Source organism: Fontibacillus panacisegetis (genome assembly GCF_900102215.1).
Taxonomy (GTDB): domain Bacteria; phylum Bacillota; class Bacilli; order Paenibacillales; family Paenibacillaceae; genus Fontibacillus; species Fontibacillus panacisegetis.
Map to the genome: position 1 here is coordinate 1 of NZ_FNBG01000019.1, position 13,760 is coordinate 13,760.

The 13,760-nt window shown below is 43.1% G+C and carries 17 protein-coding genes and 1 pseudogene; all 18 read right to left on the bottom strand.

The genetic code is table 11. The features are described 5' to 3' along the window. Positions 1 to 409: pseudogene (locus BLS49_RS15590) on the bottom strand (hypothetical protein); the annotation flags it as partial. 158 nt (positions 410 to 567) lie between these two features. Next, complete coding sequence (locus BLS49_RS15595) at positions 568 to 1,407, bottom strand: flagellin N-terminal helical domain-containing protein (RefSeq protein ID WP_091232448.1); 840 nt, start codon at positions 1,405 to 1,407, stop codon at positions 568 to 570. 103 nt (positions 1,408 to 1,510) lie between these two features. After that, the gene (locus BLS49_RS15600; protein ID WP_091232451.1) at positions 1,511 to 1,912 is read right to left on the bottom strand and encodes a hypothetical protein; all 402 of its coding nucleotides are present in this window, start codon (positions 1,910 to 1,912) and stop codon (positions 1,511 to 1,513) included. After that, positions 1,905 to 2,294 carry a flagellar export chaperone FliS gene (gene fliS, locus BLS49_RS15605; protein ID WP_091232454.1) on the bottom strand — a complete coding sequence of 130 codons (390 nt, stop codon included), beginning with the start codon at positions 2,292 to 2,294 and terminating at the stop codon, positions 1,905 to 1,907. Before fliS ends, BLS49_RS15600 begins: the two co-directional genes overlap by 8 nt. Positions 2,295 to 2,319: 25 nt before the next feature. Next, positions 2,320 to 3,735, bottom strand: a complete 1,416-nt coding sequence (fliD, locus tag BLS49_RS15610) for a flagellar filament capping protein FliD (protein WP_091232457.1) — start codon at positions 3,733 to 3,735, stop codon at positions 2,320 to 2,322. Positions 3,736 to 3,756: 21 nt separating this feature from the next. Beyond that, on the bottom strand, positions 3,757 to 4,140 hold the full coding sequence (locus tag BLS49_RS15615) for a flagellar protein FlaG (protein ID WP_245742468.1): 384 nt from the start codon (positions 4,138 to 4,140) through the stop codon (positions 3,757 to 3,759). A 23-nt stretch (positions 4,141 to 4,163) separates the two neighbouring features. Then, complete coding sequence (gene csrA, locus BLS49_RS15620; RefSeq protein ID WP_091232461.1) at positions 4,164 to 4,403, bottom strand: carbon storage regulator CsrA; 240 nt, start codon at positions 4,401 to 4,403, stop codon at positions 4,164 to 4,166. Next, a complete protein-coding gene (gene fliW / locus BLS49_RS15625) occupies positions 4,404 to 4,829 on the bottom strand; it encodes a flagellar assembly protein FliW (RefSeq protein WP_091232476.1) in 426 nt (141 codons plus the stop codon). After that, positions 4,826 to 5,224 (bottom strand): DUF6470 family protein, encoded by a 399-nt coding sequence (locus tag BLS49_RS15630; RefSeq protein ID WP_091232477.1) that lies wholly within the window; start codon positions 5,222 to 5,224, stop codon positions 4,826 to 4,828. The genes fliW and BLS49_RS15630 overlap by 4 nt, the downstream gene beginning before the upstream one ends. A gap of 22 nt (positions 5,225 to 5,246) precedes the next feature. Beyond that, positions 5,247 to 6,137 carry a flagellar hook-associated protein FlgL gene (gene flgL / locus BLS49_RS15635; protein WP_091232478.1) on the bottom strand — a complete coding sequence of 297 codons (891 nt, stop codon included), beginning with the start codon at positions 6,135 to 6,137 and terminating at the stop codon, positions 5,247 to 5,249. Positions 6,138 to 6,157: 20 nt separating this feature from the next. Further along, positions 6,158 to 7,729 carry a flagellar hook-associated protein FlgK gene (gene flgK / locus BLS49_RS15640; RefSeq protein ID WP_091232479.1) on the bottom strand — a complete coding sequence of 524 codons (1,572 nt, stop codon included), beginning with the start codon at positions 7,727 to 7,729 and terminating at the stop codon, positions 6,158 to 6,160. Positions 7,730 to 7,755: 26 nt separating this feature from the next. Then, entirely contained in the window at positions 7,756 to 8,256 is a 501-nt protein-coding gene (locus BLS49_RS15645) for a flagellar protein FlgN (RefSeq protein ID WP_091232480.1), read from the bottom strand. Between the two features lie 9 nt (positions 8,257 to 8,265). Then, positions 8,266 to 8,550: a flagellar biosynthesis anti-sigma factor FlgM gene (gene flgM / locus BLS49_RS15650; protein WP_091232481.1), complete on the bottom strand. Its 285-nt coding sequence runs from the start codon at positions 8,548 to 8,550 to the stop codon at positions 8,266 to 8,268. A gap of 186 nt (positions 8,551 to 8,736) precedes the next feature. Then, positions 8,737 to 9,165 carry a TIGR03826 family flagellar region protein gene (locus tag BLS49_RS15655; RefSeq protein ID WP_091232718.1) on the bottom strand — a complete coding sequence of 143 codons (429 nt, stop codon included), beginning with the start codon at positions 9,163 to 9,165 and terminating at the stop codon, positions 8,737 to 8,739. Between the two features lie 125 nt (positions 9,166 to 9,290). Beyond that, complete coding sequence (locus BLS49_RS15660) at positions 9,291 to 10,118, bottom strand: ComFC family protein (protein ID WP_091232484.1); 828 nt, start codon at positions 10,116 to 10,118, stop codon at positions 9,291 to 9,293. After that, positions 10,115 to 12,307 (bottom strand): ATP-dependent helicase ComFA, encoded by a 2,193-nt coding sequence (locus tag BLS49_RS15665; protein ID WP_091232487.1) that lies wholly within the window; start codon positions 12,305 to 12,307, stop codon positions 10,115 to 10,117. Before BLS49_RS15665 ends, BLS49_RS15660 begins: the two co-directional genes overlap by 4 nt. Before the next feature lie 165 nt (positions 12,308 to 12,472). Further along, entirely contained in the window at positions 12,473 to 12,901 is a 429-nt protein-coding gene (locus tag BLS49_RS15670) for a hypothetical protein (protein WP_091232490.1), read from the bottom strand. A 129-nt stretch (positions 12,902 to 13,030) separates the two neighbouring features. Next, positions 13,031 to 13,759, bottom strand: coding sequence for a response regulator (locus tag BLS49_RS15675; protein ID WP_091232493.1), 729 nt, complete (start codon positions 13,757 to 13,759; stop codon positions 13,031 to 13,033). Position 13,760: the final 1 nt, after the last annotated feature.

Consider the following 13,760-nt stretch of genomic DNA (forward strand, 5'->3'; position numbering starts at 1 on the left):
CGTTATTCACGATGGTTACTTTATCTGCAGCTACTTTAGTAGATTGTGCTTCTGCTTCAAAACTAACTTCGGCAGCCTCTGATTCAAGAGTTACAGAAACATAAAGTTTGCCCTCTTCAGATCCAATATTAGCTATACTGATAATTGCTTCGGTCTGGCCCTTCTTCACAACGCCAGTACCTAATAAAGTTCCGTTGGTAGCCTTAGAATAAACTTTGACTACTGCTCCTTCTACTAGTCCGCCTACTTTCACCACATCAGGCTTACCAACATTATTAGTTATTACAACATTGTCTGTATTCCACCCTACTGTGACTTCTGCTGCACTTGCACTAGTAATAGGAACCAATGAGACTGCGGATCCTAACAAGATTGTGGCAAGAAACCTTTTGTGAGCCTTTTGAACCATCTTCCCAATCCCCTTTGTATTAAAATAATAAGCAAATAGAACCAAGAGCTTTAAGTCTTATATCGGATTTAATTGCATGAAAATTTAGAATAAATAAAATTAAAAATTTAGTTATAAAAACAGCCCCCCAATTTGGAGGGCTGCCTTAGCTGGATTTATTATCCCAACAATTTCAAAACAGCTTGTGGTGCAGAGTTAGCTTGTGCCAACATTGCAGTACCAGCCTGAACCAAGATTTGGTTCTTAGTAAATGCCGTCATTTCAGTAGCCATATCAGCGTCACGAATGCGTGATTCGGAAGCAGACAGGTTTTCTACCATTACACCCAGATTATTTACTGTGTGCTCAAGACGGTTTTGAACCGCACCGAAAGTAGCACGTTGTTCAGAAACAAGACTGATTGCATCTTTAACTGCTGTAATTGTAGTATTAGCAGCAGTTTCATCAGCACCAGCTACTGTAATAGCGGCAAGGTTTAAGCCTGTAGTAGACATATCTTTGAGGGATACTTTGATGGTAGTGTCAGCATCTGCACCAATTTGGAATTTAACCTCAGTACCAAGGGTACCAGAAGCAGAATCTCCCAACAGTTGAATACCGTTGAAGTTAACTGTTTTGGCAATATTATCAATTTCATCAACCAATTCCTTAACTTCCAATTGAATCTTATCACGGTCAGTGCTGTCATAAGTACCGTTAGCTGCTTGGTTAGCCAACGTATTGATACGTTGCAACATGGAGTGAACTTCAGTCAAAGCACCCTCAGCTGTTTGGATCAAGGAAATACCATCTTGAGCGTTGCGTTGTGCTTGGGACAAGCCGTTGATTTGGAAACGCATTTTCTCAGAGATTGCCAAACCAGCTGCATCGTCAGCTGCACGATTAATGCGGTAACCGGAAGACAATTTTTCCATTGTCTTACCCATTTGTGTGTTGTTGAAGTTCAGGTTGCGGTTAGCGTTCAATGCGCCAACGTTAGTGTTAATAAACATTCCCATCGTAATCATCCTCCGTGATTTGGTTTAAATTGACCACGTCCTTGTGGTCTAAATAATATATCGGTAATAGTTTATAAAACTTTATACCTAATTTTAAAAAAAATTATTTTTTTTCATCGAAATACATAGAATCCAATCCTTTACGACCCATACCATAATAAGCATCTACAAGCATGCGTTGATCTTTTACTATTTTCAGATCATGACCAGCTGAACCCACAATATCTTGAATCTGCTTATCTATAGAATGTAAACACTCCATAATTTCATTCATAATACCTATTAGAAAAGTTTCAGCTTCCTTGACTGGTCCAATCTGATGATCCAAATCTTCTATTTCGTTACAAATTTGATCCCACTGATTCGAAAGCTCCGAGAAAGTTTCCTCATATTTCTCATTTGAACTCAACGAGTTGATCAATGTATACTGCGATTTGGCACATCCAAGCAAGTTCAAATACAATTCTTGTCTTATCCCCAACAAAGAATCATTGTGCTTATCCAAGGGTAACTTCCTTCCCAATCTGTTCCCAGGCAGATTGAAGTTCTTTGAGAAGAGAAATCGCCTCAACGATAGATTGTTCATCTTTTTTTAGATTAGCCTGTAAAAGCAGATCATTAATATACAGATAAATACGTCTTAAATTCGCCGCTATTTCTCCACCCTCACGTTCATTCAAGGATGAAAGCAACTCAAATACAATGTCTTGTGTTTTCTGAATATACAGATTTGAATCTCCTATATTCCCCAAGCTGATTGCTTCTTGTGAACGAGTTGCAAATTGAATGGCTCCATTATACAACATTAACGTTAGTCTGTGAGGAGAGGCCGTTTCATACTTATTCTTTTGATAGCTTTGATAGGCAGACATATTCTGCATGGCCATAATACTAGTCATCTCCTATTTTCAACTACGATGATTTCGCTGATGCGGTAAGAGCAGCTAATTGATTAGTCATCCAGGTTTTTTGACTGTTTAACTTAGACATATTTACTTCCAGTTGGGCATACTGTTTTTTCAAGGCCTCTTCTCTTAATATCAGTCTTGTTTGCAGGCTCTCCATTTGACTGTCAATAAATTTAATTTCTCTATCGTACCCGTCTAATTTGATTTGCATTAGACCGTTTGCTTTGGTGTAATTATTCAGGTTATCTTTAAACAGGGTTCCAAGCCCCCGATCACCTTTAAACATTTCCTCAACCACTGAAGGATTATCCGCTAATTTTTGTTTAAACAATGCCTTATCAAAGGAAATTTTGCCTGTCATTTCCGCGCCTCTAGTAATACCCTTATCGATTTCAATACCGATTTGATCCAGTAGCCTGTATTGATCATTTGGACCCGTGATACTACTGATGATGTCTCCCATCTCTCTCTGAAGATCTCTGAGCATAGAATCTCCCTGTAGATTTGTTTTAAAGTTTTTATAGGAGCCATCACTGTTTTTTTCATTGGTAATTTTTTTTGTGTTTTCCCGAATAAGACTAACTACATTGTTATATGCGTCAACAAAGGCCTGAACTTTTTCAGCAATCTTGTCTTGATCCTGCTTAATCTCCATATTAACACTAGACTTGTCGGCTAAGAGCTGAAGAGTCACACCAGGAATAGCATCTTTGATCGTATTGCTTGAACTTGTAATCGGAACACCATTGATTTCAATTGTTGCAGGCTCTGCAGTTACCTTAGTTGTAAGAGTCGAAAACAAGCCGGTTCCACTCATAGCAATGGATTTACCAGATTCTTTCCCCATAAGAACAATACTTTTAGCACCATCAGCTGTCTGAATAACGGATGCTTGAACATTGGAGTCTTTATTTTTGTTGATCTCATTTGCAACCTTATTTAGCGCCTCTTCCACTGTGTTATCCAAGGTTAATCCCATATTTTTCAAGATAAACGGTTCATTAATTCCTTCTACTCTAATTTCTGACTCAAGGTCATCACTACTAAGCTTGATTTTTTTCCCGTCGCTATCATTAAGAGCAATCGCATTTGTCGCATTCACTTGTTGCTTGGCTAAAGTAATAATCTTGATGGCATAATTACCTGTAGCAGTTGAAGCGTCAACTATGGCTGTTAATTTTGAAGAATCTGAAATATTAGCTCCATTTGCTTTAAATGAATCCACATCAGACAGATTGATAGCAGCATCACGTAACGCTTTTAGCTTCAGGTTGATATTATTAAATATAGTTTTATTATTCGTAACAGCCGTCTTCTTTGTCTCAAAGTTTTTATACGGCACTTTTTCTTGACTCATAATAGCGTTAATAAGCGATGTCGTATCTAGATTTGAAGCTAATCCTGGTAAGCTAATTCCCATTCTATTCACCTCATTGATTAGTTATATTTTTTTATCCAAAAACATCCCTATCATTTCCTTCATCTTCAAGGAAAGCTCGATTAGAAATTCCGGTGGAAGACTTGTAACGACTTCTTTCGTTTTAGAATCCAGCACTTCCACATAGAGCTGATTAGCATCTTGGTTGTACTTAAATTTCAATTCCTTACCAGAGGACGCTATTGCTTCATTCAGTTTCTTAATTTGCTCTTCCAGCTTTTCTTGTTGCTCCAGGATGTATTCTCGTGATCTTTGCTCTGCTACGTTGCTCTTGTTACTGTCTATATTCTGAGAAATTGATCTGCCTGACGTAGTTGAAGAAACAGACTCTAGCGGTTTTATCAAATCAGAAGAGATCGAATCGATGCGATTACCAATATTCATCATTTACCTACCACCTTCAAAATGGTTTACATTTTAAATTTTTTCAGCAGGTTCAGGATTTCTTCTTGCTGTAATTGACTTGTCTGTTCCTTAGCTGCCATATTCTCGGCAACAATTCCTTGATATAATTCATTCCGTAATATTTGCACTTCCTTAGGAGCTATAAACCCAAGCTTAATCTGATCACCTTCCACACCGAGGACTTGAACTTGAATGTCAGCACCGATCATAACGGTCTCTCCAATGCGTCGCCGTAGAACTAACAATTACTTATCCCCCTTTCGAAATAAGGGATACCTCATAGAAAGTTCCTGATCCTTAATAACGTACTGACATCCTTTCATAGAATGCGGTGACAATAGCAAAGGAGCCATCAAATTCACAAACAACTCATCCTGCTGAATGTTTACAATTAGCATCACCCCGGCATCCTCTGGGGATTTCAATTTCAAGCTTTCAATCGACTCCTCGTCAATTTGAAAATTGTAATCATGCACCGCATCATGAGCAGGAATTAGAATGAAACTAATTTGTTTCTCAAGCGAATGAAGAATGAAGAAGGGCGTGTCACCCATTGGAAACAGTGCGTAATTTTGCGTATCAGGAATACCCAATATTCCGTTTTCAAAGGAATAAATCTGACTATCTTCAAGCTCTAGCGTGCCATAAGCGTCGCTATAAAGTTGTCTCATCTAGGAAGCGCCCCTCTCGGATCAACCTGTATTTCCGGCGGATAAATACGAAAATCAATTATAACACCTTGCCTTGGCAAAGCCTCAATCGTAATTTCCTTCTGCCCTTTTCGCATATACCGCTCATGAGCAATATGCCCAAACACATTTTTTTCACCGGAGGCAATATTAGCTATCCTATCACCCTCACGAGATTTAGTAGCTATGTCTTGTAAGGTAGAAGTCTGAATCTTTCCTTCAACTTCTCTCATCAATGAGTGAGGTCGCTTCAGCCCTAAATCATCAAAGACATTTGTCCAATCTGTAGTCATTTCAGGAGAAGTTAAGCGAACCGAAAGCTCGGCAGGTCTATACTTCCCCCAATCACCGGATAACATTGGCTGAATTCCGGTCACAACATCTCCTCCCGATTTCAAATTATCTTATAAAGTCTACAAGCGACGTCTGCATAACTCTGGCACCCGTAGAAAGTGCGGCTTGAAGAACGTTTTCTTTCATTTTAAGGTTCATAATTGCCTCTGAAAAATCTACATCCGCAACATTAGACCTCTGCTCTTGCAAACTTACCTGCTCGCTTGCGATCCGATTCTCCATCAACTCAAAGCGATTCATACGAGCCCCAACTTCTGCCCAACTTATCATCATATGATCAACTGCAGCATCAATCTTATCTACACTACTCGAGATTCCGGATACTGTATTGGTATCAAGCGCAGTCGATAACTCATCCAGGACTTTAAAAACATTATTTGTTGAATCCGCTTGTCCAAACACAATCTCCCCTGTTATACTAACTGGCACTTTAACCGAGGGACTTACATTCAAATAAAACAGTCCAGTATCTGTCTTGTCAGAAGAAGCAGTAGCAGTACTATACGGTGGTTGATCGGTTTTCTGACCATTAAATAGATATCTGCCATTGTAGGTACTGTTCCCAATCGTGACCATCTGTTCCTTAAGCTGCTTGATTTCCGCAGAAATCGTGCCTCTTTGCTGTGCATCTAACGTACCATTAGCTGCTTGTAGTCCAAGTGTACGAGCACGTTTTAGCACATCACTAGCCTGCTGCATAAGGGAATCCATCGTTTTCAGAATTTCTGTCCCTGTCTGGGCATTCATCAAAAATTCATCGCTTCTGGCGAGGTCCGTATCGTAACGCATTTGATAGGTAAGGCCGACCGGATCATCACTCGGCTTGCTGATGCGCTGGCCTGTTGCAAGCTGCTGCTGACCTTGAGTCATGGATGTGTTGATGTTTCGCAAATTGCGAAGTAATTGAATATTTTGCATAGATCCTGTTACACGCATGTCGTTAAATCCCTCCTATTTTACCGTCCTACGATACCCATTGAATTAATAACCCGATCAAGCATTTCATCTACGGTCGTCATGTTCCGTGCAGCGGCGTTGTATGCTTGCTGGAAGCGGATCATGTCAGCCAATTCTTCATCTATTGAAACCCCGCTAATCTCTTGGCGTTGGATTTGCAAATTATCTGCCATGCTTTGCTGATTATTAAAGTTCCGTTGCGTATTGGCAGCTCTGATCCCCAAATCGCCTGCAAGAGCGCGGAAATAATCATCTGTCGTACCCTTGGAAAGTGAAGTCAAATTCGCAGGAAAGGTAAATAGAGCGTCACGCAAGCTTGCGAGGGCATTAGCTATATCACTATTTCCCCGTATTACCTTATCCGCACCATTTACATTTTCAAATTTAGAAGAAGCTGCTATTTTATTTGTATCTGCAAGAATATCCGGGTTTACTCTAATATCATCAATCGTAAAGCCCCCGCCTGTGGATACAAAGAACGGAACCCCTGACGTAGTTGGTTCTGTCAGTGTATAACCCAGCCCATGCAGGCCATTGAAGCCATTAACCAGAATATCCATGGAAGAGGCAATTCTCGAGCCTGCAGGGATGACCTGTCCGGCCGGAATGACGGTACCATCCTCCAAAGTCACCTGATTCAAGGCAGACAACTGAGAAGTAGTAACATAACCGTTACTCAAAGTAACCTTGATTTCACCCGTCGTCAGCGTATTCACCATAGCATTTAATTGGTCGCGAATTGTCTGTGTTTCTGCAAGCGACTTCGTATACCCATTCAACTGGCCTGCAGTTGCAGTAGCCGCATTAGCAGCGGTTAAGTATGTAACGGCATCGCCTGTTATTACATTGACTCCTGCGGCTGTAATATTAACCATACCCACTTCATCTTCGGCAAATTGAACGTCCACAATCGTAGACAATTTGTCAATTAGCAGATCTCGTTGGTCGCGGTAATCGTTCGCATTGTCTCCAAAGCTTTCATTATCACGAATCAAAACATTTAAGCTGGCAATATTATCAAGAAGATTGTTAGCTTCCATTACTTTTTTATCAATGTTGGAAGTAACATCATTTGTAAGGTTAGTCAACGACTCGCTAATATGCTTGAATGTGTCTGTCATATTACTTGCTGCCCCGGCTACAGCAACACGTGCACTAAGCAAGGATGGGTCGCGGTTCAACGTCTCCCAAGCATTCCAGAAATCATCCATTACTGTAGCAAGACCACTTCCGGATGGCTCATTTAAAATACCCTGTATGGATACCATCGTTGCATTCAGTACTTCCCATGAACCAAGAAACTGATTCTCTCTGCGATATTGTGTATCCAAAAAAGTATCACGAACCCGAGTAATGCTGCCGTATTCGACGCCAGTACCCAGCATACCTGGCTGCTGGCTCTTGGTCATGCCCATTGCCCAGATTGGTCTAGCTTCAGTCTGATTCACCCGTTGACGTGAGTAGCCTTCTGTACTCGCGTTGGAAATATTATGGCCCAACGTTTGCATAGAGGTCGTATTCACGAATAATGCACGCTTGCTAGTCTCTATTCCATGAAATGTAGAGGTCATCATCATTCTCCTTTATTGATTTAAATTTATGCTCTGGTATCGAAGTTGCTTCGTGCGGATGACTTTCTCTCAGAGCTCTGCGGTGGTGAGTATGTGGCCTCTTCATCCATTCCACCTATCATGACATTTAATGAAAAATCAATGAAATTGAGTGATTGAGCAATTAAATCCTGATTTAGTTCATTTGCCTGCTTCAGCTTCGTTAATTGTTCATTAAGCGTACGCTGACTTGCTGTTAGCCTCTGCTTCTCCTCAGGATCAAACACTAGTCGAAGAATATCTGTAATTGTGAGCTCAAGTCTGGACTTAATACCCTTTGACTGCAAAAAGACTTGAGCGGAGTCCTGAAGCTGCTGCTCTTCGGCTTCAATAATCTTCAGCAGCTTCGACTCGCCAGACAAAACTTTTACCAGTCCATCATAGTCATTAGAAATGATCGCCTGCTTCTTGTCCTGCGCAATATCGTAGAGAGCTGTATATCTTTCGGACAATTGCTCCAACGCTTCAATCAAACCTTGAACTGACATGGTCGCCCCCTATTTCTCGAAGTAAGACTTGAAGTATGGCGCGAGCTTCTCAGCAAGTGCTCCAGCGTCCACGTTATAAGTTCCCGAAGAAACCCTCGACTTCAAATCCTCAATCAATTCGACGCGAGCCGGATCTTGTGCAGTCTCCTGAGCCTTCAGCAATTCCTTAGCCTCCGAGGAAATGGATACTTCATCCTTGCGCCGCGATTTCAGATCAGAGTCCTTACGTTGCGATTCAACCTGTCTTTGATAATTATTTATAGCCCCAAGCCGTCCAGTATCATTTATTTTCATGGGCTCCACCTTTCCTTCCAAATAAAAAAGCCGATAATCTTTACTAAGTTTATCGGCGTAAGTTGAAACATATTTTATAGTGAAGCTTTGGTTTGTGAAGAATATTATGGCATATAGCCTGTTTTTTAAAAGTCCTATATTCCAAAAAAATGGATAATTAAATAAAATTTTACTAAACTTCCTTATTTAATTGGTTGGTCCACGGAATTTATCAATAACCCCGTATGCTCCACCACTTCGTTTATCTTCTCTATGTTTTCCGTTCCTGCCCGATTCCTCTCTTGCAGCTGTAGCCGCAAAATCCCGAGTCAGTCGATTTCGGCAGGAGTCGCACATCGTTCCTTCACGAATAAGAACTCCACATACTTCACAAGGGTACATCATATTGGGATTGTTCGCTATAGATATACGTCCTTCTTTAATGAATTTCGTAATTTGCTTGATCGAAACTTCTGTAGCGTCAGAGACTTCTTGAATGGTAGCCGTTTTTTCCTCACGCAGATACTTTAGGCATTTCTCGTACTCCAGCTCAATGTCTTTGATGCAGGACGGACAGATGTCTCTGAAATTTAGAGCGTACAATCTCCCACAACGCGGGCAATTTCCTAAGTTCATACCCATTTGACTTACTCGTCCTTTCAAAAAACATTATTTGATGTTAGATTACATGATTCGAGCGAATTCGTCTATGAATTTTTGTAATGGATGTCCAAAATGTCATATACTGTACTTCTTACAAATCAGGATCTGGCCCAAGTAAGACTGTATATTTCGGGTGTTGCCCCTATCGATTTACAAAGCATTTGCAAAGTTGCAGCACATGCATCTACAGTACTTCCCGTTGTATAGACATCATCAATAATTAAAAGTCGGATTGGAGCATTTTGTGTTAATTTCTGATTTTCAAATAAAGAGTGGAATCTTCCCTGTTTCACAGGCTTTTGCATTATAGAAATAAGACAGTGCTGTGCATCAGACGAAGGGGTATACACCCCCATCATGCTCTCCAAGCGTTCACGTCTGCTCTTAAAGCTCTGTTTCTCGGTATGCTGCCTTCGATGTAAAATTTCAAGCACTGAAGCTTTACTTATCGAGGCTGCTCCAAATGCCAACGACCTTGTTTGGTTAAAGCAACGCTCAGACATGCGTTCTTCACTGATTGGAACAGGTACAACAGCATCAAAACGAAATTTTTTATTTCCTCCCCGCAACGATAACTCATAAAGCATTCTCTTCATTGCCTCTGCCATCATTCGCGCCATGAGAGGCTGATACGCTTCGTTTCCACGAAATTTGTACTGAGCAAGCCATTCTTTCATAACAGTGTTGTATGCAACTGCACTTCGATTCATCAAAAAATGCCTTGGCGCCATGTCCTTCCTGCTGCAATCCGGACAACCGACATGTCTCCCGCAAATGTTGCATCTTGATTTTGTGATCCAGGGTATGGAGGAATAACATCCTATACAAATTTCAGGATATCCCCGAACCGACTCTGAAATCTCTTTACCGCAAGCCAAGCAAGAAATTCTCGAAGGTGCAAGTAGGTTATGAATAAAAGATTTCATTTACGAGACACCTCCTTGCCAGATAGTTTAGAGCTTGGTATTTTTAAATATCCGTGTTTCTCTGCTACCGCGTTCATGGAACGAATTTGAGCGATTGCCCTTCTCTGGGGTTTGGTCCATTCAGGTGATGCTAACCATACTGTCCCACAAGGATCGTCTTTAGAACGACCAGCACGTCCAGCCATTTGCACTAAAGAAGCCTCGTCGAACAATTCACTATCTGCATCCAAAATGTATACATCGCTCTTCGGTACAGTGACTCCACGTTCCAGAATAGTTGTTGTAACCAGTATCCTTATTTCAGTTGAGCGAAATCGGATTACTTTTTCTCCTCTATGCTCATCCTTTGATGATGTCCCTTCAATCGATATTTTTGAAAAATAACGACGAAGTAATTTGACAGCAGGTTCTATATGCCGAATCCGCGACACGAAAAGAAACACCTGCGCTCCGCGCTGAATCGATTTGTCCAAAGCTTCTATTAATCCTTTTGGGAGGGCTTGCCGACGAATACAATCATCCAGCTTGGTCATGCTTATATGCCTTGGGACCGGAAGTGGATATCCATGAAATCTGGAGGGGACTTTGGCATGCGGCAGCTTGCCCGATTTTACTTCCTTCTGCATTGTAAGAGGCGGTGTTGCCGATAAAAAAACAAACTTGCCTGAAGCCGCACAACACTCCCTCGCTGCAAATGCCAGCATAGGATCATTATGGTATGGGAAAGCATCCAGCTCATCAATGATTACAAGATCAAAAGCGCGATAAAATCGAAGCAATTGATGAGTCGTTGCTAAAAACAGATCGGCCTCCTCCCAACGCTGCGTACTTCCTCCATACAGAACAGCGATTTTCTCTTCTGGAAAAGCTTTTGCAATACGCGGAGCCAATTCCAGTACGACATCTCTGCGAGGTGTAGCTACCAGCGCACGCCCCCCACGATCCAGTACATATTGCAGCAGCGGAAAAATCATCTCTGTCTTCCCCGCTCCCGTCACTGCCCATAGCAGAAATCGTTGTGGAGATGGATTTATCTGCAATGAGCAGGAGCGAGGTGATAGCAGCGGAAATGCGTGCTGGATGGCGCGATCCTGTGGTCGCGCTGCCAGGAAGCACAGCGCGGACGCTGCCGCCGCGCGCTGTGCGGGGCTCAGCCCCCACCGATCCAGCATGGACTCGGTGAAGGGCTGAGCCCCAGCCGCTGCGCCTCCGGCAAGCGGCGCCACGGGGCCCGCGCTGCCGCGAAGCAGCAGCGCGCAAGAGCGGCTGCGCCCCAGCGCGAGGCACGCCTCGCAGTAGGCGCAGCCGCTTAAGCCACACGCCCCGCAGGGCGTGCGGCGGTGCACTTCGCTGCCGCAGCGGCGGCAGCGGTAAAGGCGGGCCCGCGCAGCTAGCGGGCCCCGCCCCCGGCGGCCGGCGGCGAGAGCGACGCCGGCCGTGAGCTGCACGCGCCCCTCCAGGTGCGCGTGCTGGACGGCGGAGCGCCATGCCGGGGCTAGCTCCGGCAGGCGTTCCGCCAGCAGCTGCTGCAGCTCGGCCTGCAGCAGCGACCGCCCCGCGAGCGCGCCAGACAACCGCTCGCTCCCAATAGCAACACTAAGCCACATATTCACAGAATACATATCGCTTTTTTTGTCCGTCAATGTAGGCGTGTTATTCGATATTTTGCTCCCGCCATTATCTTCATCCATATCTATGTATCCACTTGCTTGCTTACTATCAACATCTTGCTTGAACAAGAACTCACCCTGTGGCGTTAAGCCGGCTTCTCTTTCCCATATTATGCAAGGAGAGCTTCCGGCTAGTAACTCCCACCGAATTCGTTGTCTTTTTATCCTATTCCCATATGTAAACTCACTTCCAGCCCCTCGAGCCTTCTCTTCCTCCTTTATCTCCTGCTTAAGCTCTCGCCTCAAATAATTGCCCCACTCCTCGGATCTCCAATTATCCATTTCTGGACACTCCTTGAAAAAATCCCGAAGGGTTACTGCCCATCCTAAAGGCATCGCTTCAGATAGCAGCCATACAAAAATGGCTTCACTAGATCCATTCTTCATCATTCCCTTGTCCCTATCCACTTCTCCACCTATCCCTGTCATCATCAGCCATCTCAAATCCACCCTTATATCCAGACTCACACGCAGTTGCCAGCCTTTTTCGAATCTTACAGCGTATAAGCAAATTTTCATTTGACGACACCCCCTTTTTTACGTAAGCAAGTCAATTAAACGCAAAAAAGCACACTCCACAGCTTGTTGCCATTGTAGAGTGTGCTTCACACTTTTATCAGCTTCCACAGCATTACCCGCTTCCACCTGTTCCTATTTAATTGCTGAAGCTGACCGTGAGGCCATTCATACATGGACATAGGGAAGTTTGCTCGCCTCCTGCGGCACACGTAGATCAACATAGACCGGAGTATTATTTCCGTCCATAATATGAATCATATGTTGCCCTATGTCTTCCTCATGCACTTCAGAGATACCGACAATCTTCAGCTCAAGCCCCTCTTGGTTATGGAGCCGTTGCAAAATCGCCAGCGTATCATCCTCCGACGCAACATCGAGTACAGTAACATTTAGAGACAATCCGCGAAGTCTCCCATACCAGGATAAAGCTCTTACATACCATTCCATCTGATTCTCATGATTGTGAGTCACCAGAACATAGTTCACATGGGCACGTCGATTTGACCTTCTCCTAAGATCCAGCCGATAAATCATATGCACAGTTGCTGCAGCCATCCCATATGCGAACAATATCCAACCCAAATAAGGAATCATGGCGCCACCTCCCTTATAGCGACAATATATGCCGCTTCTGTAAGGTCGGTTCCTAGGCTCTTCTATCCCTTTGACGCCTAAGTCTTTTAAGGAAACTTGTATGTAACTTGCCAAGCATAAATCCTCAGCTTAGAGAGTCACCCAGCCAAATTTGATTGCATTAATTACCGCTTGTGTCCGGTCATCTACATCCATCTTCTGCAAAATGCTGCTGACATGGTTTTTAACCGTCTTTTCACTGATGAACAAATGCTCGCCAATCATTTTGTTGCTGCGGCCTTCTGCCATCAATCTCAATACTTCTGCTTCGCGACGGGTAAGTGGACTATCCTCACCTGCCACAAATTTAACACCTGCTTCACGTATAGCATTATCCTCCGCAATCGCCCCCGTCTCACTCAAGTACTCCATACGACGAAGCTGTTGAATAAGCTTACCAGTAACCTTCGGATGAATAAAGGCGTTCCCTTCTGCGACAGTACGAATCGCATTAATCAGAGATTCAGCCTCCATATCCTTCAGCAAATAGCCAGTAGCCCCTTTGCGCAAAGTTTCAAATACATAGCTCTCATCATCATGTATGGACAAAATAATTACCTTTACTTCCGGTAACGCTTCCCGAAGTTCTGCTGTTGCATCTACTCCGTTTAGAAGTGGCATGTTAATGTCCATGAGAACAATCTCAGGGTTATGCAACTGACAGCTCTCCAATACTTGAGTACCATCGCTGCATTCTCCCACTACTTCAATATCATCTTCCATATTGAGTATCCGTTTTAAGCCCTCGCGAAACAATTGATGATCGTCAGCCAAGAGAACTTTTATTGCCTGTCTGTTGCTAGAAATGAGATTATCCATT